The 20,516-nt window shown below is 67.7% G+C and carries 19 protein-coding genes; 14 read left to right on the plus strand and 5 right to left on the minus strand.

The window, feature by feature from the left end:
• Positions 1–3: 3 nt before the first annotated feature.
• Positions 4–951, minus strand: a complete 948-nt coding sequence (locus B9Z03_RS10320) for a sugar-binding transcriptional regulator (protein WP_085464132.1) — start codon at positions 949–951, stop codon at positions 4–6.
• A gap of 191 nt (positions 952–1,142) precedes the next feature.
• Between B9Z03_RS10320 and B9Z03_RS10325 the strand changes: the two genes are divergently transcribed.
• From B9Z03_RS10325 to B9Z03_RS10350, 5 genes are all read left to right on the plus strand, one after another.
• Positions 1,143–2,165: an ABC transporter substrate-binding protein gene (locus tag B9Z03_RS10325; protein ID WP_085464133.1), complete on the plus strand. Its 1,023-nt coding sequence runs from the start codon at positions 1,143–1,145 to the stop codon at positions 2,163–2,165.
• A gap of 163 nt (positions 2,166–2,328) precedes the next feature.
• Positions 2,329–3,156: an ABC transporter permease gene (locus tag B9Z03_RS10330; RefSeq protein ID WP_085464134.1), complete on the plus strand. Its 828-nt coding sequence runs from the start codon at positions 2,329–2,331 to the stop codon at positions 3,154–3,156.
• Positions 3,156–3,944, plus strand: a complete 789-nt coding sequence (locus tag B9Z03_RS10335; protein ID WP_085464135.1) for an ABC transporter permease — start codon at positions 3,156–3,158, stop codon at positions 3,942–3,944. Before B9Z03_RS10330 ends, B9Z03_RS10335 begins: the two co-directional genes overlap by 1 nt.
• 4 nt (positions 3,945–3,948) lie before the next feature.
• Entirely contained in the window at positions 3,949–5,007 is a 1,059-nt protein-coding gene (locus B9Z03_RS10340) for an ABC transporter ATP-binding protein (protein WP_085464136.1), read from the plus strand.
• Positions 5,008–5,244: 237 nt separating this feature from the next.
• Positions 5,245–6,567 (plus strand): amidohydrolase family protein, encoded by a 1,323-nt coding sequence (locus B9Z03_RS10350; protein ID WP_085464137.1) that lies wholly within the window; start codon positions 5,245–5,247, stop codon positions 6,565–6,567.
• Positions 6,568–6,657: 90 nt separating this feature from the next.
• Here the strand turns inward: B9Z03_RS10350 and B9Z03_RS10355 are convergent, their stop codons facing one another.
• Positions 6,658–7,122 carry a hypothetical protein gene (locus tag B9Z03_RS10355; protein WP_085464138.1) on the minus strand — a complete coding sequence of 155 codons (465 nt, stop codon included), beginning with the start codon at positions 7,120–7,122 and terminating at the stop codon, positions 6,658–6,660.
• 381 nt (positions 7,123–7,503) lie between these two features.
• Here B9Z03_RS10355 and B9Z03_RS10360 point away from each other — a divergent pair, with 381 nt between their 5' ends.
• Together B9Z03_RS10360 and B9Z03_RS10365 are read left to right on the plus strand one after the other, a co-directional pair.
• A complete protein-coding gene (locus B9Z03_RS10360; protein ID WP_085464139.1) occupies positions 7,504–8,895 on the plus strand; it encodes a M20/M25/M40 family metallo-hydrolase in 1,392 nt (463 codons plus the stop codon).
• Entirely contained in the window at positions 8,892–9,797 is a 906-nt protein-coding gene (locus B9Z03_RS10365) for a nucleoside hydrolase (protein ID WP_085464140.1), read from the plus strand. Before B9Z03_RS10360 ends, B9Z03_RS10365 begins: the two co-directional genes overlap by 4 nt.
• Before the next feature lies 1 nt (position 9,798).
• Here B9Z03_RS10365 and B9Z03_RS10370 read toward each other — a convergent pair whose 3' ends face one another.
• Positions 9,799–10,974, minus strand: coding sequence for a M20 aminoacylase family protein (locus B9Z03_RS10370; protein WP_085464141.1), 1,176 nt, complete (start codon positions 10,972–10,974; stop codon positions 9,799–9,801).
• Between the two features lie 72 nt (positions 10,975–11,046).
• Between B9Z03_RS10370 and B9Z03_RS10375 the strand changes: the two genes are divergently transcribed.
• Positions 11,047–11,751, plus strand: coding sequence for a phosphoribosyltransferase (locus B9Z03_RS10375; protein ID WP_085467591.1), 705 nt, complete (start codon positions 11,047–11,049; stop codon positions 11,749–11,751).
• 73 nt (positions 11,752–11,824) lie between these two features.
• The gene (locus B9Z03_RS10380) at positions 11,825–12,586 is read left to right on the plus strand and encodes a tyrosine-protein phosphatase (protein WP_085464142.1); all 762 of its coding nucleotides are present in this window, start codon (positions 11,825–11,827) and stop codon (positions 12,584–12,586) included.
• A 21-nt stretch (positions 12,587–12,607) separates the two neighbouring features.
• Here the strand turns inward: B9Z03_RS10380 and B9Z03_RS10385 are convergent, their stop codons facing one another.
• Positions 12,608–13,003 (minus strand): DUF6455 family protein, encoded by a 396-nt coding sequence (locus tag B9Z03_RS10385; RefSeq protein WP_085464143.1) that lies wholly within the window; start codon positions 13,001–13,003, stop codon positions 12,608–12,610.
• A gap of 156 nt (positions 13,004–13,159) precedes the next feature.
• Here B9Z03_RS10385 and B9Z03_RS10390 point away from each other — a divergent pair, with 156 nt between their 5' ends.
• The 5 genes from B9Z03_RS10390 to B9Z03_RS10410 all read left to right on the plus strand — a co-directional run bounded on the left by B9Z03_RS10390 (position 13,160) and on the right by B9Z03_RS10410 (position 19,692).
• Positions 13,160–14,467 (plus strand): NAD(P)H-dependent oxidoreductase, encoded by a 1,308-nt coding sequence (locus B9Z03_RS10390; protein WP_085464144.1) that lies wholly within the window; start codon positions 13,160–13,162, stop codon positions 14,465–14,467.
• 303 nt (positions 14,468–14,770) lie between these two features.
• The gene (locus B9Z03_RS10395) at positions 14,771–16,030 is read left to right on the plus strand and encodes an imelysin family protein (RefSeq protein WP_085464145.1); all 1,260 of its coding nucleotides are present in this window, start codon (positions 14,771–14,773) and stop codon (positions 16,028–16,030) included.
• A gap of 41 nt (positions 16,031–16,071) precedes the next feature.
• Positions 16,072–17,565: a di-heme oxidoreductase family protein gene (locus B9Z03_RS10400; RefSeq protein ID WP_085464146.1), complete on the plus strand. Its 1,494-nt coding sequence runs from the start codon at positions 16,072–16,074 to the stop codon at positions 17,563–17,565.
• A complete protein-coding gene (locus tag B9Z03_RS10405; protein WP_085464147.1) occupies positions 17,565–18,614 on the plus strand; it encodes an imelysin family protein in 1,050 nt (349 codons plus the stop codon). The genes B9Z03_RS10400 and B9Z03_RS10405 overlap by 1 nt, the downstream gene beginning before the upstream one ends.
• Positions 18,604–19,692, plus strand: a complete 1,089-nt coding sequence (locus tag B9Z03_RS10410) for a DUF1513 domain-containing protein (RefSeq protein WP_085464148.1) — start codon at positions 18,604–18,606, stop codon at positions 19,690–19,692. The genes B9Z03_RS10405 and B9Z03_RS10410 overlap by 11 nt, the downstream gene beginning before the upstream one ends.
• 4 nt (positions 19,693–19,696) lie before the next feature.
• Here B9Z03_RS10410 and proC read toward each other — a convergent pair whose 3' ends face one another.
• Positions 19,697–20,509 (minus strand): pyrroline-5-carboxylate reductase, encoded by an 813-nt coding sequence (proC, locus tag B9Z03_RS10415; RefSeq protein ID WP_085464149.1) that lies wholly within the window; start codon positions 20,507–20,509, stop codon positions 19,697–19,699.
• Positions 20,510–20,516: the final 7 nt, after the last annotated feature.

Below are 20,516 nucleotides of genomic sequence, written 5' to 3' on the forward strand. Positions count from 1 at the left end.
TGGCTATGGCAGCCGCAAGAGCGCCTCAGCCGTCGCCTCGTCGGTGATCAGCCCGTTGACGAGCCGGCCGCGAATGGCGGCGGAGATGGCCGGAAGCTTGGCCTTGCCCATTGCCGCCGCGATGACGAGCGAGCGGGAGCGATCCGGTATCGGGGCGGACGCGACGCGGTCGTTGGTCATGCCGTCGATGAAGGCCCCGTCCTGGTCGAACGCCCAGCCGACGATCTCGCCGACGGCGCCGGCCTTACGCAAGGCCAGCAGTTCGGCCTCCGACACGAAGCCGTCGAGCACGAGCGGCGCGCTGGGGCCAAGCTCGCCGATGCCGACGAAGGTGACGTCCGCCCGGGCGGCGAGCTCGAGGGTCGGGCGGATCATCGCCTGCGCATGCAGCATGTCGCGCTCGGCCTTCGACGAGGCGATGACCGGCAGCGGCATGGGAAAGGAGCGCGACTTCACCGTGTCGGCCATCGTGAAGACGACGTTGTAATAGGCGGCCGACCCGTCCGGACCGATGTTGCCCGTCAGCGACACAACCTTGTGCTGCGGACCGTCGATCGACGGCAACTGTTCGACGGCGGCCTTCAGGGTTCGCCCCGTGCCCATGGCGAGCACGATCGGCTCGTTCTTGCCGAGCCAGCGCTCGATCTCGGCCGCGACCGCCTGGGCGACGCCGAGCGTGGTGGACGCGGAGCCGGGGTCGCTCGGCACCACCTCGCAATAGGACAGGCCGAATCGCTCGGTCAGGTCATTCGCCAGCGAAAGGCATTGCGCGATCGGGTGGTCGATACGCACCTTCACCAGTCCTTCCGCGACGGCAAGCGACACGAGACGCTGCGCCGACTGGCGCGAAACGCCGAGCTTGGCGGCGATCTGGTCCTGCGTGTTGCCGGCGACATAATAGAGCCAGCCCGCGCGGGCCGCGTCGTCGAGCTTGGAATTGGGCGTCGCCATAGGCCGGCTTTCCGGGAGAAATCAGGTCGAGCCTTGATAAGACCTTTCCGCCGCGGCGGGCAACTGCTCCCCTTTCGTCCACCGCTTGCCGTTTCTTTGGGCTTGCGGGCGTACGGCTTCAAAAATAAGCTCAAATCGACAACCCGCCACGCCGGCAAGAGACGGCGGGGGCATATCGACAGGGGCACCCTATGAACATCTTCCGCACCGCGGTCCTCGCAGCGGCATCGACGCTTGCGCTTTCCGTCGCATCCGCCGAGGCCAAGACCCTGACCATCTCGTGGTGGGGCTTCAACGGCGAGAAGCTCGACCAGTTCATCGTCAAGCCGTTCCAGGAGAAGTGCGGCTGCGAGCTGGTGTTCGAAACCGGCAACAACGCCGACCGCCTCAACAAGATCAAGCAGCGCGGCGGCGCGGGCGTCGACGTCGCCTACTTCACCGACTCCTATTCGCAGATCGGCATCGAGGAAGGCCTGTTCCAGAAGGTCGACCCGGCGAAGATTCCCAACCTTGCCGGTCTCTACGATCTCGCGAAGGATCCGCAGGGCGGCTACGGCCCGGCCTACACGATCGGCCGCGTCGGCATCATGTATGACGAAGCGAAGGTGAAGCCGATCACCGCCTGGGCGGACCTGTGGCGCGAGGACCTCAAGGCCTCGCTGTCGCTCCCGGGCATCACCACGACCGCAGGCCCGATGGTCGTGCTGCTCGCCGGCGACAAGGCCGGCACCGATGCCTTCACCAATGCCGATCCGGCCTTCGCCGAGATCGAGAAGATCAAGCCGAACGTCGTCAAGAACTACAACACCGGCTCCGAGCTGGTGAACCTGTTCTCGACCGGCGAGGTCACCGCCTCGCTGGCGCAGGACTTCGTGCTCGGCCAGCTCAAGAAGGCGGTCCCGACCATCAAGTGGGCTGACCTGCCGGACGCGATCGCGACGCTGAACACCGTCAACATTCCGAAGGGCGCGGCCGAGCCGGAGCTGGCGCACGAGTTCATCAACTTCATCCTCGATCCGAAGTTGCAGCAGACGCTGGCCGAAAACGGCGTCGATGCGCCGGTCGCGACCGCCGTGACGCTGACGCCCGAACAGGCGGTGCAGTGGACCTACGGCGCCGACATGATCAAGAACCTGAAGCGGATCGACTATTCCAAGCTCAATGCCGCCAAGGGCGGCTGGATCGAGCGCTGGAACGAGATTTTCGGTGGGTGAGCGACCGGTTCGCGAAGCGAATTCATCGTGCCGGTGGCACGATGAAAGGTCGCGAACGCCGGGGAGCTGCCGCAGGCAGCGGGTCCCCCGTCGGGCGACCGGTTTGCGTCCGACGTTCTAGTCCCGTGATCGGCCTCCCACTCCTCCCGCCGGCGGCAATGCCATGCTGAAACGCTACATCGGCTGGTGGCTCGCGCTGCCGGCGACGCTGCTCGTCGCGGCGTTCCTCATCCTGCCCGTCGCCGGCACCATCGGCTCGACCTTCGGAGAGGGGGCCGGCCCCTTTGCGCCTTACATCAACTTCTTCTCCAGCGGCTTCCGGCGTCGCGTGCTGTGGCGGACGCTGGAAATCTCGCTCGCAACGACGGCCATCTCGCTGCTGCTCGGTTTCCTGACGGCCTATGTCGTCTCGCGCGTGCCGCGCAACCTGAAGAGCGTGCTGATCATCGCCGCCGTGTTCCCGCTGCTCACCGGCGTGGTGGTCCGTTCCTTCGCCTGGCTGATCATTCTCGGCAAGAACGGCATCCTCAACACGACGCTGATGGGGCTCGGCATTACGTCCGAGCCTTTCGCCATGCTCTACACGCAAGGTTCGGTCATCGTCGCCATGGTCTACCTGTTCACGCCGCTGATGATCCTGACGCTCGTCGGCGTGCTGGAGAACATTCCCGACGACCTGATCCAGGCCTCGGCCTCGCTCGGCGCGAGTCCGGGCGGGACGTTCCGGCAGGTCGTCTTCCCGCTTGCTGTGCCCGGCCTGATCGTCGGCGCGGTGCTGGTCTTCACCGGATCGTTCACCTCCTACGCGACGCCGCAGCTGCTCGGCGGCGAGAAGCAGATGGTGATGGGCACGCTGATGTACCAGCAGGCGATGGTGAACTTCGATTGGGTCAGTGCCTCGACGATCGCGACGATCATGGTCGTGATCACCATCGCAATCGTGCTCCTGATGACCCGCGTCGCGAAGCGCCTCAACCCGATGGCGACGTGATGGCGACCAAGATCCCCCTTCCGCTGATCCTTTTGACGATCGCCGTCTACATCTTCCTGGTCGGCCCGCTGATCATCGTCCTCGGCGCGGCCGTGTCGGACACGTCCTATCTCACCTTCCCGCCGCAGGGGCTTACGCTGCGCTGGTTCGAGCGCATCTTCGAGATCGGCGCTTTCCGCCGCACCATCATCACCAGTATGCAACTCGCGGTCCTCGCGACCGCGCTGGCGCTGATCGTCGGCATCCCCGCCGCCTACGCGCTCAACCGCTACCGCATCCAGCTGCCGGCCTGGCTGTCGACGGTCTTCGTGCTACCGATCCTGGTGCCGGAGATCGTGCTCGGCTTCTCGCTGCTGAAGTCGGTGGCGGTCGGCGCGTCGCTGCCGATCTTCCCGACCCTGCTGATCGGCCACACGCTGCTGGTCTTGCCCTATGCGGTGCGGGTGATCTCGGCCAGCCTCGCCTCGTTCGACTTCTCGATCGAGGAGGCGGCGATCAGTCTCGGCAGCCCGCCGGCCAAGACCTTCTTCACCATCGTGCTGCCCAACGTCCGCTCGGGCGTGATCGCGGCCTTCATCCTCGCCTTCATCACCTCGATCAACGACGTCTCGACCTCGCTGTTCCTGACCGGGCCCGGCATCTCCACCCTGCCGATCCAGATCCTCGCCCATGTCGAGCAGTTCTTCGACCCCGTGATCGCCTCCGTCTCCGTGCTGCTGATGCTTCTCACCGTGCTCGTCATGGCGATCGTGGAGCGGACGCTCGGCCTGACATTCCTGACGAAGTGACCTCATGACCCAGCCGCTCTCCGTCCGAAACGTCACCGCCCATTACGGCACGACCAAGGTGCTGGAAGACCTGTCGCTCGACGTGGGCGAGGGCGAGCTGGTCTCGCTGCTCGGCGCCTCCGGCTGCGGCAAGACGACGACGCTGCGCCTGATCGCCGGCTTCCTCGAGCCGACCTCCGGCACGATCACGCTCGGCGGGCGCGACCTGACCCGCCTGCCGGCCTACAAGCGCGACATCGGCCTCGTCTTCCAGAACTATGCGCTGTTCCCGCATCTTACCGTGCTCGACAACGTCGCCTTCGGGCTGAAGCAGCGCGGCGTGGCGGGCGCCGAGCGCGAGAAGCGGGCGCGCGGGATGCTGGAGCGCGTCGGCCTGTCGCCGCTCGCCGACCGGTTGCCCGGCGCGCTGTCCGGCGGCCAGCGGCAGCGCGTGGCGCTGGCGCGCGCGCTGGTCATCGAGCCGCCGCTCTTGATGTTCGACGAGCCGCTGTCCAACCTCGACGCCAAGCTCCGGATCGACATGCGGGTCGAGATCCGCCAACTGCAGCGCGCCAACCGCACCACCGCCGTCTACGTGACGCACGACCAGGAGGAAGCGTTCTCGATCTCCGACCGCGTGGCAATCATGAATGCCGGGCGCATCATGCAGTTCGACACGCCCGAGACGCTCTACCAGCGCCCGGCCAACGCCTTCGTCGCCCGCTTCGTCGGCTTCGAGAACCTGATCCCGATGAAGGTCGTCGCCCGCGACGGCGCGGGCGTGACGGCCGAGGCGGCCGGTGGCGCAAAGCTGACGCTGTCGCGCGAGCGCTTCGGCGACATCCCGGACAGCTTCGTCTTCGCGACACGTGCGGACGGGTTGAAGGTGATGGCCGGCGCGGGCGAGGGGATACCGGCGACGACCGGGCTGCGGACCTATCTCGGGCGGGCTTACCAGTACCAGTGCGAGACGGCGGCAGGGCCGATCGTCGCGAATGGTGCTCTGTCGGAACCGCTGGAGCCAAGCTCGGCTGCGACGCTGGTGCCGGTGCCGGATCAGTGCTGTGTGCTGGGGGTGGAGTAGGGCGGTGCGAAGGGTATCGGAAGGTCGCGTTCCTTCACGCCCTCCTCTGTCCTGCCGGACATCTCCCCCACAAGGGGGGAGATCGGCAGTTCCACGTTCACCGTTCCTTCTGCGGCGTAGGCGATTGGCGAAAGCAGACGTGACGGCCAATCTCCCCCCTGGTGGGGGAGATGTCCGGCAGGACAGAGGGGGGCGTCGTGAAGCGCTGCTCTGGAGATCGGTGGCGGGCTCATTGCCATGACCCTCCTCCTCACCAACGCGCTTCTCCTCCCCTGCACCGCCGACATGCCGGTGATCCAGAACGGCTGGGTGCAGGTCGATGGCGAGACGATCATGGCGACGGGCGTGGGCGTCCCGCCGAACATTCCCGGTGCGGAGACTATCGACTTCGGCGGCGACGTGCTGATGCCGGGCATGGTCAATCCGCACTGCCACATGGCGATGACCTTCTTCCGCGGCCTCGGCGAAGATGTCGACGACAGGCTATTCCGCTACATGCTGCCGCTGGAGCGCAAGTTCGTCACGCCGCAGGCGGTGCGGGCGGGCAGCGCGCATGCCGCGCTCGAGATGATCATGGGCGGCGTCACCACCGTGGCCGACATGTATTACTACGAGACCGAGGTCGCCGCCGTGGTCGACGAGGCCGGCATGCGCGGCGTGCTCGGTCAGACTCTGGCGGATTTCGATCCGCCCGACCACAAGAGCTTCGACGAAGGCTTTGCGCTGGTCGACAGGCTGGTCGCAGCATATGGCGGCCATCCGCGCATCACGCCGTCGATCGCGCCGCACGCGCCTTATTCCACGGGGATCGAGGTGATGCGGCGCGTCGCACGCTTCGCCGAGGAGCATCCCGGCGTGCCGGTGCAGATGCATGTCGCGGAGACCGACCAGGAGGTCGAGTGGGCGCGGACGAACTTCGGCTGCACGCCGGTCGAGGCGGTGGAGAAGGCGGGGCTGCTGCGCAAGGGCCTGATCTGCGCCCACTGCATGCATGTTTCGGAGGGCGACATCGCGAAGATGGCGCATGCCGGCGTGTGCGTCGCGCACAATGCGCGCTCCAACGGCAAGGCCGGGCGCGGCATCGCGCCGGTCGAGGCGATGCGCCGGGCGGGCATTCCGGTGGGCATTGCCACCGATGGCGCGATGAGTGGCAATACGCTCGACCTGTTTGCGCAGTTCGGGCCGGTGTCGATGTTCCAGAAGATCCTCGGCCACAGCCGCAAGCCGATGCAGGCGGTGGAGGTGATCCGCATGGCGACGGCGGAAGGCGCGAAGGTGCTGGGGCTCGATGCGCGCATCGGCTCGCTGGAGGCCGGCAAGCAGGCCGACCTGATCCGCATCGATCTCTCCGCCCCGCGCTGCCAGCCGGTCTACGACATCTATTCCACCCTGGTCTTCACCGCGATGGCGGGCGACGTGCGCGATACGATGGTGGCCGGCAGGTGGCTGATGCGCGACCGCGAGGTGCTGACGCTGGAGCGCGAGAAGGTGATGCGCGACGCGCTGCAGGTCGCCGCGACCTTCAAGGCGGAGATGGCGCGGATCGACGCGGGGACGTGAGCGTACGTGGCCCCGCCCGGGCACGCATGTACGGCGCCCGGTTCGGCCAATTCTCGCAGGGGAGGGACTGCGTGCGACGTCCGGCGCGGTCTACGACGAATCGATCGCCTGCACCGCCCCGAGGGCGAAGGCTTTGCAAAGGATGTCGCAAGCCTCGCGGCCTGTCGGTTGGCTGACGCCGGGCGATCCGTTGCCGTGGCCTCCGCCGCCGAAGGCACTTTCTTCCAGGACGAGCCGGCGGCGGATCTGCGTCGCCATGTTCAGGATGATGATCGCAAGAGCGCGCAGAGAGACGGCGAGGGCAAGCGCATCGGCGGGGTCGGTGCCATAGCGGACCGTCGGCATGGCGGGCGACCAATGCCCGTCGGTCTCGTTCCACGCCCGGTCGGCGATATAGTCCCTGACCTCCGCATCGGCCACCCAGAGATATGCCAGCGCGGCCGAGCGAACCGAATACGACCGGCCGGCCGCCTGTTCGGCGAGATTGGCGAGCGAAAGCAGCAGCAGGACGATGCGGTCCAGCGCGTCCGTCCCTGTCTTGTCCTTCCAACCCATCGCCGTCTCCTTTCGACCGGCCATAGTGTGGGGCATGCCGGCGAAGGGGGGATGGAAAAAGTTCCGGGGTGAGTGAAATCAATCGGTTGATGGGAAAGGGGCGGAAATCGATGCACGGCGTGGGCATTTCGTGCTCTTTGCGATCTGTGCCTCGCCCGCCCCCTCCACCGCCTTCGGCGGTCCCCCTCCCCCGTAAACGGGGGAGGATCAGGGCGCGGCAGCGCGGCCGGCATATCCTCCCCTGCGAAGCGGGGGAGGGGGACCACACGCAGTGTGGTGGAGGGGGCGTGTCAGTGAGGTCGTAAGAGGTTAGAAGTCCGGGGACCGTGGCGATTCCATCTATAGCCGGATGGGATGTGCCGCGGGCCGATGGAGCATTGCATGACCGAACAGACCGCCCAGCTTCCCGCCGTCCTCGCTCACGCCGAAGCCGGCATCGATGCCTCGCTTGGGCGCCTGTTCGAGCTGATCCGCATCCCGTCGGTCTCGACCGATCCGGCCTATGCGGAGGATTGCCGGCGCTGCGCGGAGTGGCTCGCGGCCGATCTCACGGGGATGGGGTTCGAGGCTTCGGTGCGCAAGACCGCCGGACATCCGATGGTGGTGGCCCACGACCATTCGGGCGAGGGGCCGCATGTGCTGTTCTACGGCCACTACGACGTGCAGCCGGTCGATCCGCTGAACCTGTGGAACTCCGATCCGTTCGAGCCGTTGCTGGTGCCGCAGCCGAACGGCGATACACATATCGTGGCCCGCGGCGCATCCGACGACAAGGGCGCGCTGTTCACCTTCCTCGAAGCCTGCCGTGCCTGGAAGGACGTGACCGGCAGTCTGCCGATCCGTGTTTCGGTGCTGCTGGAGGGCGAGGAGGAATCGGGCAGCCCCAGCCTGCCCGGCTTCCTCGATACGGCCGCCGAGGAGCTGAAGGCCGATGTCATGCTGGTCTGCGACACGGACATGTGGGACGCCGAGACGCCGGCGATCACCACCATGCTGCGCGGCATCGTCAAGGAGGAGTTCTGGGTGCGCTGCGCCGACCGGGACCTCCATTCCGGCATCTACGGCAATGCGGCGCGCAATCCGCTGCAGGTGATGTCCGAGATCATCGCCAGCCTGCGCCGGCCGGACGGCAGCGTGGCCCTCGACGGCTTTTATGACGGGGTGAAGGAGCTGCCGGCGGAGCTTGCCGAGCGCTGGAAGAGCCAGCCCTTCGACGACAAGAAATTTCTCGGCGATATCGGTCTCTCCATACCGGCCGGCGAGAAGGGCCGCTCGGTGCTGGAACAGGTCTGGTCGCGGCCGTCCTTCGAGGTCAGCGGCATTTCGGGCGGCTATGCCGGCGAAGGGTTCAAGGCGGTCATTCCGGCGGAGGCCAATGCCAAGATCTCGTTCCGGCTGGTCGAGGGACAGGACCCCGACAAGATCGCCGCCGCCTTCCGTGCCCATGTGAGCGCGATGATCCCGGCCGACTGTTCCGTCGAGTTCCGCAACCACGGCACGAGTTCGGCGACCGTAATGCCGGTCGACAGCCCGCTGCTGACGAAGATGCTCCGCGCCCTGGAGGACGAGTGGGGGCGCTCGGCGATTGCCGGCACGGGCGGGTCCATCCCCATCGCCACCGTCTTCAAGGACAGGCTGGGCATGGATTCGCTGTTCGTCGGCTTCGCCCGCTTCGACAACCGCATCCACAGCCCGAACGAGAAATACGACCTGTCGAGCTTCAGGAAGGGCATCCGCTCCTGGGTGCGCGTGCTGGCGGCGTTCGCGCAATGACGCGCAAGGTCGTCATCGACACCGACCCGGGCATAGACGACGCGGTCGCGATCCTGTTCGCGCTCGCCTCGCCGGTGTTTGAGGTCGTCGGCATCACCACCGTCGCCGGCAATATCAGCATCCACACGGTGACGGGCAATGCGGGCCGGATTTTGGCCCTGGTCGAGCGATCCGACATTCCGGTTGTCGAGGGGGCGCCGGAGCCGCTGTCGCGCAAGGGGATCGACACGGCCGAGATACACGGGGACGACGGGCTGGGTGGCGTCGCCTTTCCGGAACCGGCCGCCGCGCCGCTGGAAGGGGCGTCGGAGTGGCTTGCCCAGACTCTGCTCGCCAGCCCGGCCGGCAGCATCGATATCCTCGCGCTCGGGCCCCTGACCAACATTGCCCGGCTGGTGCAGGACCACCCCGCCGCCGCGCAGCGCATCGGCAGGATCGTCGCCATGGGGGGCGCGGTGGACGAGCGCGGCAATATCGGGCCGCGTTCGGAATACAATCTCGCGGCGGACCCGGAGGCGGCGGACATCGTGCTGCGCGCGGGCCTGCCGCTGGTACTGATCCCGCTCGACGTGACGCGCAAGGTGCGCGCGGGGCGCGACTATCTCGCCCGGTTGAGGTCGTCGGACAGCACCCCGGCGCTCGTCTCGGCCGATCTCATCGAGGCCTATTTCCAGTCGGGCGGCGAAAGCCGGCCGCTGCACGATCCCTGCGTGATGCTCTACGCGGAACGGCCTGAACTGTTCGGGGTGGAGAGGATCGCACTGTCGCTCGACCTCGGCGACGGGCCGGATGCCGGCGCGCTGCTGCGGGATGCGGAAGGCGGCGTGGCGGCCGAGGTCGCGATGCGGGTCGAGGCTGCGGGCGTGCTCGACCTCCTGGCCGAGCGGCTGGCGGGGCGCTGAGTCAAGCCGCGCCAAGTTCCCGCTCGACCAGCCTCGTCCAGAATGCCACGCCGGGCAGGATCGCGTCGTCGTTGAAATCGTAGCGGGTGTTGTGGTGCAGGGCGCCGTCTTCTGCCGGGCCGTTGCCGAGCCAGACATAGGCGCCGGGCACGCGGCTGGAGAAGATGGCGAAATCGTCGCCGGCAGTCGAAGGCGGGAACTGGGTCATCACGCTCGCCGCGCCGAGGGCTTCCTGTGCGGCTTGCGTCGCCCGGCGCGTGGCATCCGCCTCGTTGATCACCGGCGGCATCTGTCGGACGAACCGGTAGTCGGCCTCGATGCCGTTGGCGCTGGCGATGCCCGCCGCCACCCTGCCGATCTCGGCCTCCACCCGGTCGCGCGTCGCATGCGAATAGGTGCGCGCCGTGCCGCCGATGCGGATGTCGTCCGGGATGACGTTCAGCGCCTTGAAGTCGCCCGCGGCGAGCGCGCAGGCACTGACCACGGCGGTGTCGATCGGGTCGGTGCCGCGCGAGACGATCGTCTGCAGCGAGGAGAGGAACTGGCCGGCGGCCACAATCGGGTCGCGGCCGAGATGCGGCTTGCCCCCATGGGTGCCGACGCCACGGAAGGTGACGTGCCAGTGGTCGGACGAGGCGAGCTGCGGCCCTTCGACCACCGCCATCTGTCCGACCGGGATGCCCGGCATGTTGTGCAGCCCGTAGAAGCGGTCGATGCGGAAGCGGTCGAACAGGCCGTCCTCGACCATCGCCTTCGCGCCGCCTCGGCCTTCCTCGGCCGGCTGGAAGACGAAATGCACCGTGCCGGCGAGGTCCTTGCGCTTCGCCAGCGCCCGGGCCGCGCCGAGCAGCATGACGGTGTGCCCGTCGTGCCCGCAGCCATGCATCTTGCCGGGGACGGTCGAGCGGTAGGGCCGGTCCGCCGCCTCAGGCATGGCGAGCGCATCCATGTCGGCGCGCAGTGCGATCGCCGGGCCGTCGCTCTCGCCGCGAAGCGTGGCGACAACGCCGGTCTTGCCGAGGCCTGTCTCGATCTCCAGCCCGCAGCCGGTCAGAAACTCGCGCACGATGGCGCTCGTGCGCTCCTCCTCGAAGCCGAGTTCGGGGTGGGCGTGCAGGTCGCGCCGCAGCGCCACGAGGGCTGCGAGGTCGTCGGGGGCGAGGATCGCATCATTCATGGCTGGACTCATCCTTCGCCGGGCGGGAGAAAGCAACCGTCTGGATTCTCTCTCCCCCTGTTGGCGCGGTCGATGTCGTACAAACCTGATGATTTCCGGCCCCATGATTTCTGGCAAGAGATCCGCCCCGCGGGCGGCTTTTCGCGGCAGGTGCGCGACGGGCTTTCGCATCTCTATCCGGCAAGCCTGCCGGACGGGCGCGAGATCGCGCTGCCGATCCGCGTGCTGCCCGCGGGCGACCGCGCCGTCGCATCGCTGATCATCAACCAGGCGAGTTTCGCGGTGGAGGATGCGCTGGCCGAGGCAATGGCCGGCGAGGCACGGGCCTTCGCGCCGGAGGTGGTGGTGGGCGTGCCGACGCTCGGCCTGCCGCTCGCGGCCAATGTCGCGCGCCGCCTCGGCCATTCCCGGATGGTCGCGCTCGGGACGTCGCGAAAGTTCTGGTACGACGAGGGCCTGTCGGAACCGCTGCGCTCGATTACCAGTCCGGGCGAAGGCAAGCGGATCTACCTCGACCCGCGCATGCTGCCGCTTCTGAGCGGTCGGCCGTTCGTGCTCGTCGACGATGTGGTGAGCACGGGAACATCGATCCTGGCGGTGCTGCGCATGCTGGAGAAGGCGGGGCTGCGGCCGAGCGCCATCATCGTCGCGATGCGGCAGGGAAATGCCTGGCACGAGGCGCTCGCGGCGTCGCCCTTCGCGGAGGTTCCCGTGCGCTCGGCGATCGCCACGCCGCTCCTGTCGCCCGGTAGCGACGGGATGTGGCACCCGTTGTGATCGCAACGCGGCTTGTTTTGCCGCTCGGCCTGCGGCACAAGCCGGGCCTGTCGATCCTTTCGGGACCAGAGCCATGACCATCCAGCCCGACCAGCGCCTCCTGCGGCTTTCCGGCGCCCTCAACGTCCGCGACCTTGGCGGCTATGCGACGGCCGGCGGCGGCTCGACCCAGTGGGGCAGGGTGCTGCGCGCGGCGAGCCTGCACAGGCTGGAGGCCGCCGAACTGGAGGCGCTTGCCGGGCGCGGCCTCGCGACCGTGATCGACCTGCGCCGCGCCGGCGAACTGCATGAGGCGCCGAACCCGTTCTCGCGCCACGGCGGCGTCGCCTATCACCACGTCTCGCTGTTCGACCGGCTGGCGCCGCTGGAAATGGTGGGCAACAGCGACAACCTCCTGCTCGACCTCTACAAGATTGCCCTGCGCGAGCGCGGCGCCGAATTCGCCCGGGTGCTCAACCTGATCGCCGACGCGCCGGACGGCGCCGTGCTCTTCCACTGCACGGCCGGCAAGGACCGGACGGGGCTGATCGCCGCGATCCTGTTGCTCGTCGCCGGCGTCGACCGCGACCAGATCCTGCAAGACTATGCGATGACCGGGCCGCTGATCGCGCCGATGCTTGAGGAACTGGTCGAGCATGCGCGGGCGAAGGGCCTGAACGTCGACGGTTTCCGGCAGTTGCTGACCTGCGAGCCGGCGACGATGGAAGGCGCGCTCATCGAGCTCGACACCGCGCATGGCGGCGTCGAAGCCTACCTTGCCGCCATCGGCCTGCCCGAGAAGACGGTCGAGCGGCTTCGCGACCGGCTGACAAAGCCGGCCGTGCGCGCGGTATAGGCCGCCTCGCCTGCCGGCGTCTCAGCCCATCGCCGCGAAACTGGGCTGGTTCGGGCAGAATTCGGCGGCGTGCTCATGGGCGGTGCCGCTGTCCAGCTCGCGCCGGCAGCGGGCCTTGTCGCCGCATTTCGAGCAGGAGACCGCCACGTCGCGGAAGAAGGCGGGCGCGTCTCGCTCGAGCTTTGCGGCGTCTATGCCGTAGGCCTGCATCATCCGGAGCATAAGGCGATCGGCGCCGACGCCCTTGCCGACGATGTCCCTGAAGTCGGCAATGTCCACGCCGGTGTCGCGCGCAAGCTCCGCGACGACGGACGGGTCGCACCCGTCGAGTTCGGCGAGCGCCGAGCGGGCGGAGCGGAAGTCCTGCCACTTCTCCGCCACCCTGTGGAACACCTCGCGTGCGGTGGAACCGGTCATCGTGCCTCTCCCTCGACCAATCAATCGTCCGCCAAATCTACCAGTGTGGGCGCCATGAAGGGTTGATCTCGATCAACCGCCGCCGGCCGGCGGCGTTGACATTGCACCGCCGGCAATTCTACCAGCGGCGCCAGAAGACGCACGGAACCGCAGCCGATGACCAATGTCGCACTCACGGGCCTCGCGCGCGAACTCTCGCGCCGTGCGGATGAAGGCCGGCCTGTGCGCATCGGCGTCATCGGCTCAGGCGAGATGGGCACCGACCTCGTCACGCAGTGCATGCTGATGAAGGGCGTCGAGCTCTCGGCCATGGCGACGCGCCGGCCGCATACCGCCAAGCACGCGATCGAACTCGCCTATGGCGAGACGTCGAAATTCGCCGAGGCTGACACACAGTCCCGCGTCACCGCCGCGATCGAGCAGGGCCGCATCGCCGTCACCTCGATCGAGACGATGGTGACCAACCCGCTGATCGACGTGGTGGTCGACGCAACCGGCAAGCCGGGCGTAGCGGCCGACTTCAACCTCATTGCCATGGAGCACGGCAAGCATCTGGTGATGATGAATGTCGAGGCGGACGTGACCATCGGCGTCTATCTCAAGAAGCAGGCCGAGCGGCTGGGCGTCGTCTACACGGTCGGCGCCGGCGACGAGCCGTCGTCCTGCATGGAGCTGATCGAGTTCGCCTCTGCGCTCGGCTACACGATCGTCTCGGCCGGCAAGGGCAAGAACAACCCGCTGAACCACGACGCGGTGCCCGACGACTACCGCGAGGAAGCCGAGCGCCGGAACATGAACCCGCGCATGCTGGTCGAGTTCGTCGACGGCTCCAAGACGATGGTGGAAATGTGCGCCATCGCCAACGCCACCGGGCTGGTGCCGGATGTTCCTGGTATGCATGGGCCGAAGGCCGGGCGCGACGAGCTGGCGAAGATCCTGATCCCGCGCGAGGACGGTGGGGTGCTGTCGAGGAAGGGCGTGGTCGACTATACGATCGGCAAGGGCGTGGCGCCCGGCGTCTTCGTGGTGGTGGAGGCGACGCATCCGCGCATCATCGAGCGCATGGACGACCTGCATGTCGGCACGGGGCCGTACTATTCCTTCCACCGGCCCTACCACCTGACGTCGCTGGAAGTGCCGCTGACCTGCGCGCGCACAGTGCTGTTCGGCAAGCCGGACATGGTGCCGCTCGACAGGCCGGTCGCCGAGGTCTGCGCCGTCGCCAAGCGCGACTTGAAGCCGGGCGAGCGGCTCGATTCGATCGGCGAGACGATGTACCGCTCCTGGACGATGACCGTGCCGGACGCGCGGGCGGCGGGGGCGATCCCCTGCGGCCTGCTGGAGGGCGGCAAGGTCACCTCGCCGGTGCGCAAGGGCGAGCTGCTGACCACTGCCAATGCCGAGCCGGACCGCACGACGAAGCTTTACGCGATGCGGCAGAAGCAGGAGGCGATGATTGGGTAAGGTTGGTGGGACGATTGTAGATTGAGGTCGTCATCCCGGCGGCCGCAGGCCAGCCGGGATCTATTCTTCTCTCCGGTTACCCGCCGAAAACGCCCGCATCCGTGGCAAGTTTGGCAGCGCCCTTTTCCCTACCGTCAATAGATCCCGGCTGACCTCCGGTCGCCGGGATGACGGAGGAAGGGGCGCGCGACGGTCTTTATGCCTGAAACATGACTTTTCTTATCTAGTTAAATGGTGCAGTATCCGGGCGGTCGAAGCACCGGCGCGGGAAGCCGGCTTTGTCGTGTCCGAGGAAGAGATCTCATGAAAATCAGCACCTTGCCCGCCGCGCTCTGCGCTCTTTTGGGTTTTTCGGTCTCCGCGCTCGCCGTGGAGCCTGCGGCCATCGTCAAGACCTATTCCGACATCGCGCTTGCCGGTTATGAGGACAGCCTGACGACGGCGAAAGCGCTCGATGCCGCCGTGGATGCGCTGGTCGCCAAGCCGTCGGCCGAGACGCTGGACGCGGCGCGGAAAGCGTGGCTCGCGGCGCGGGTGCCCTACCAGCAGACCGAGGCGTTCCGCTTCGGCAATGCGATCGTCGACGAATGGGAAGGCCGCGTGAACGCCTGGCCGCTGGACGAGGGGCTGATCGACTATGTCGACGCCGGCTACGGCACCGAGTCGGATTCGAACCCGTTCTATGCGGCGAACGTGATCGCCAACACCAAGATCAGCGCCGGCGGCGACGAGGTCGACGCCTCGAAGATCACGCCGGAGGTGATCCAGTCTCTGCAGGAGATCGGCGGCTCGGAGGCGAACGTCGCCTCGGGCTATCACGCGATCGAATTCCTGCTCTGGGGACAGGATCTCAACGGCACAGGCGCCGGTGCGGGCAATCGCCCGGCGACCGATTTCGACACCGCCAACTGCACCGGCGGCCATTGCGACCGCCGCGCCGAATATCTTAAGGCCGCGTCCGACCTGCTGGTCGCCGATCTCGAGGAAATGGTCGCCAACTGGAAGGAAGGCGGCGAGGCGCGCAAGACGGTCGAGGGCGATCCGACGGCCGGCCTGTCGGCGATCCTGACCGGTCTCGGCTCTCTATCCTATGGTGAGCTCGCCGGTGAGCGCATGAAACTCGGCCTCTTGCTGCACGATCCGGAGGAGGAACACGACTGCTTCTCCGACAACACGCACAACTCGCACTACAACGACATCGTCGGCATCAACAATGTCTATCACGGCCGCTACAAGCGCGTTGACGGCTCGGTCGTGGAAGGTCCCAGCCTCGCAGCATTTGTGCGCGAGAAGGATGCAGCGGTTGCGGACGAAATGGACGCAAAGCTCGCCGCCACGCTGAAGGCGGCCGAGGCGATGAAGGCGCGCGCCGAGACCAAGGAGGCCTACGACCAGATGATCGGCGAGGGCAATGCAGAGGGCAACGCGGCCGTGCAGGCCGTGATCGACGGCCTGGTGGCCCAGACCCGCTCGCTGGAGCGCGTCATTGCGTCGCTCTCGGTGGGTGACGTGACCATCGAAGGCTCCGACAGCCTCGACAATCCGAACGCCGTGTTCCAATAGGAGCTGCCCGCCAGCCCCGTTGCGGGCCGGCTGGTCAGGTCATGAAGATCCGTTTGACATTGTTCCTGCTTCTCGCGGCGACCGCGGCCGTCGCGGGCGGGTTGCGCGACGATCTTTCGCCGACGGACCAGGAGCGGGTGCACGACATCACGCTCCCGGCCACGGATTTCTCGAAGCCGGAGAAGTTCGAGAAGATGCAGGGCGGCGCGGCCACGACGCCGAAGGTCGGCGACGCTAACGCCCTGTCGCAGCCCTCGGCGAACCTGTCCTTCGCGGACAAGGAGCGCTTCTCGCTCGGCAACGGCATCTTCCGCAAGGACTGGGTGACAGCGCCGTCATCGACGCAGGCGTCGGACGGGCTCGGCCCGCTGTTCAATTCGCGCAACTGCCAGGCGTGTCACATCAAGGACGGGCGGGGCCACGCGCCGCTGTCGCCCGGCGCCGACGCGGTGTCCTATCTCGTGCGGCTTTCCGTGCCGCCGGATGAAGAACAGGCGAAGCTGATCGCCGCCGGCGCTCTCGCCGCGGCTCCCGATCCGATTTACGGCCTGCAATTGCAGGACAATTCCGCCGCCGGCCTTGCGCCGGAAGGTCGCGTGCACATCGACTACGAGGATGTACCGGTGGCGCTTTCGGAGGGCGAGACGGTCACCCTGCGCAAGCCGACGCTGACGATCGACAAGCCGGGCTTCGGCCCCTTCGCCTCCGGCCTGATGATGTCCGGCCGCATCGCGCCCGCCATGTCCGGCATGGGTCTGCTGGAAGCGATCCACGATGCCGACATCATGGCCCATGCCGATCCGGACGACAAAGACGGCGACGGCATCTCAGGCCGTCCGAACCTGGTCGCCGACGGCAAGGGCGGGCTTCTGATCGGCCGCTTTGGCTGGAAGGCGGCGCAGCCGAGCGTCGAGCAGCAGACGGCGCATGCCTTTGCCGGCGACATGGGCCTGTCGACGCCGATCCTGCCCGACAATTCAGGCGACTGCACCGCGGCTCAGCCGGACTGCCGCGCCATGCCCAATGGCGCGCAGGAGCGCTACGGCGACACGGAAGTGCCGCAGGACGTGCTCGACCTCGTCGTCTTCTATTCGCAGAACCTCGCGCCGCCGGTGCGGCGCGGCTTCGACAAGCCGGACGTGCTTGCCGGCAAGGCGGCGTTCTACCAGGCCGGCTGCCCGGTCTGCCACGTGCCGAAATACGTCACCAGCCGCAATGCGACGCACGAGGCGCAGCGCTTCCAGCTCATCTGGCCATATACCGATCTGCTGCTGCACGACATGGGGCCGGGGCTGGCCGACGGTCGGTCTGAGGGGCTGGCGGACGGCAGCGAATGGCGCACGCCGCCGCTGTGGGGCATCGGCATCTCGCACAAGGTGAGCGCGGAGGCGGGCTTCCTGCATGACGGCCGCGCCCGCACGGTGCAGGAGGCGATCCTGTGGCATGGCGGCGAGGCGCAGGCGTCGCGCGACGCCTATGTCGCGCTGCCCAAGGCCGAGCGCGACGCGCTGGTGAAGTTCCTGGAGTCGCTGTGATGCGGAACCTGCTGGTCGCGCTTGCGCTGATCGCCTGTGTCGCCCCGGCTGCGGCGGACGGCGTGGGCGGGCAGGTGCTCGATGGCTTCGTCGCGCCGTCGCTCGCGGATTTCACGCGCTCGACGGGGGAGTTGGCATCGTCCGTCACGGCGCTGTGCGAAATGCCCTCCGACGCCGCGCTGACAGACTCGCAGGCGGCCTTCGCGGCTGCGATGGAGGACTGGGGCCATGTCTCCATCCTGCGCTTCGGGCCGCTCGCGGCCGACGGGCGCTTCGAGAAGCTGTTCTTCTGGCCGGACGCGCGCAGCATCGGGCAGAAGCAGGTGCAGGGGCTGCTGGCATCCGGCGATGCGGGAGAGATCGCTTCCGGGATGAGCGGGAAGAGTGCGGCGCTGCAAGGCTTTCCCGCACTGGAATTCGCGTTGCACGGCACCGGGTCGGAGAAGCTCGCGGCGGGCGATCCGTGGCGCTGCTCGGTCGCAGCGGCGATTTCGTCGAACATCGCCTCGATCGCGGCGTCGGTTGCCGGGGAATGGGCCGAAGGAACGCCCTTCGCCGCGTCGTTCTCGGCGCCTGCCGAGGGCAAGGAGCCCTACCGGAACGAGGCGGAAGTGCAGGGCGAGATCGTCAAGGCGCTCGCCACCGCGCTGCAGTTCATCCGCTCCGCCGAACTGTCTCCGCCGCTGGGCGAGGAGCCGGCCAAGGCCAATGGCCGCCGGGCGCCGATGTGGCGCAGCGACCTGACCGCGTCGCTGATTGCCGCGCAGGTGGACGGCGTGCGCCGGTTGCTTGCCGTGGCCGGCTATGAGCAGTCGCTGCCTCAGGACAGCCGCTACGTGGCTGCGTCGATTCGCTTCGAACTCGACAATGCGATCCGCACGCTGGGCCTGGTCAATGGGCCGGCCGAACAGGCGTTCGGCACCGAGCCGGACCGTGGCCGCTTCGCCTTTGCCGAACTCGCGCTCCACCACGCCGGCGAACTGGTCAATCGTGACCTTGCCGCCGCACTCGGCCTGACCATGGGGTTCAACGCGCTCGATGGAGATTGACCGCCGCACCTTCCTGACGCTTCTCGGCGCCGCGGCCGTGGCGCCTTCGGGAGCGCTTGCATCGGAGGAGGAACTCTACCTCGCGGCGCGGGCGAGGGGAGGCCAGCACGAGGTGGCCGTGCTCGATGCGCGCGGAGTCGACCGGCTCGTGCTGCCGATCGAGGATCGCGGCCATTCCTTTGCCATTGACCATATGCGCCGCACGGCGGTTGCCTTCGCGCGTGCGCCGGGGCGCTATGCGGTCGCCTTCGACATCGGCGGCAAGGCCGTGCCGCAGCCGCTGGTGGCGGCCGAGGGCCGGCACTTCTTCGGCCACGGCATCTTCTCGCCGGACGGACGGCTGATGTTCGCCTCGGAGAACGACTACGAGGCCGGCAGGGGCGTGACCGGCATCTACGACGTCGGCAAGGGCTTTGCGCGCCTCGGCGAGTTCGACTGCGGCGGCATCGGCCCGCACGACGTGGTGCTGATGCCGGACGGCAAGACCGCCTGCGTCGCCAATGGCGGCATCCTCACCCATCCCGACTACGACAAGCTGAAGCTCAACATCGACACGATGGCGCCGAGCCTCGCCTATCTCGACATGGCGAGCGGCGACATCGTCGAGCAGGTGGCGCTGCCGAAGGAACTGCACAAGCTGTCGATCCGCCATCTGATCGTTGACGTCCACGGCGCGGTCTGGTTCGGCTGCCAGTACGAGGGCGACACGGGGGACCGTCCGCCGCTGGTCGGCCGCCACAGGCGCGGACGCGAGCCGGAACTGTTTCCCGGGCCGCCAGACCTGCTGCGGCGCATGGACAATTACATCGGCTCCGTCTCGGTGGACGCCTCCGGTGAGGTGGTGGCGACGTCCTCGCCGCTCGGCGGCCTCGTCGCCTTCTGGGACGCCACGACCGGCCGCTATCTCGGCGAGCAGAGCATGGCCGATGTCTGCGGCGTGGCGCCGCTCAAGCCCGGCCATGTGCTGGCGACCACCGGTCGCGGGGCCGTCGACGACATGTCGCCCTCGGCACGCGCGGCGATCCTGGAAGAGTCCGCGGCGAATCCGGCCTGGGACAACCACCTGCGGCGGGTGTGAGCCCTTACCCCAGCTCCGCCCCGCGCCTGCGTGCGGCGTCAACCGCTTGCGTCAGCAGCGTCTTCAGCCGGTCGTCGCCCATCAGCACCGACAGCGCCGCCGCGGTCGTGCCGTTCGGGCTCGTCACCTGTTCGCGCAGGCGGGTGGGTGTCTCGCTGCTCTCCTTCGAAAGGCAAGCCGCGCCGTAGACGGTCTGCATGGCGAGCAGCTTCGCGGTATCGGCAGGCAGGCCGGCAGCCTCGCCGGCGGCGGTGAGGCATTCGATGAAATGGAAGATGTAGGCGGGACCGGAGCCCGATACGGCGGTCACTGCATCCATCAGGCTCTCGTCGTTGATCCTCGCCACCTCGCCCGACACGGACAGGAGGTCGGCGACGAACGCGCTCGCCTCGTTGGTTACGTTCGGGTTGGCGAAGGTGACCATCATGCCCTTGCCGATCGCCGCCGGTGTGTTGGGCATGCAGCGCACGATTGCCGCGCCGGCGCCCAGGATTTCCTCGAACACGGCGATCCGCGTGCCTGCTGCGATGCTAAGATAGGTCGCGCCCATGCCGGCGAAGTGTCGATAGGCGGGGACGACGTCGCGCATCACCTGCGGCTTGACGGCGAAGATCACCAGCGTCGGCGCGGTCTCCTTGGGCATTTCCGCCGGATCGGCGCCGGTCAGGGCTCCGAGCTCCGCCGCGCGCGTTCTAAGCGTCGCGTTCGGCTCGACCACGAAGACCTCGTGCGGCTTGAGTTTGCCCGATGTCAGCCAGCCCGACAGCATGGCGTGGCCCATATTGCCGCAGCCGACGAGAACAACCAGAACCGACATGTCGCGC

The organism is Mesorhizobium australicum (assembly GCF_900177325.1).
Classification (GTDB): Bacteria; Pseudomonadota; Alphaproteobacteria; order Rhizobiales; family Rhizobiaceae; genus Mesorhizobium_A; species Mesorhizobium_A australicum_A.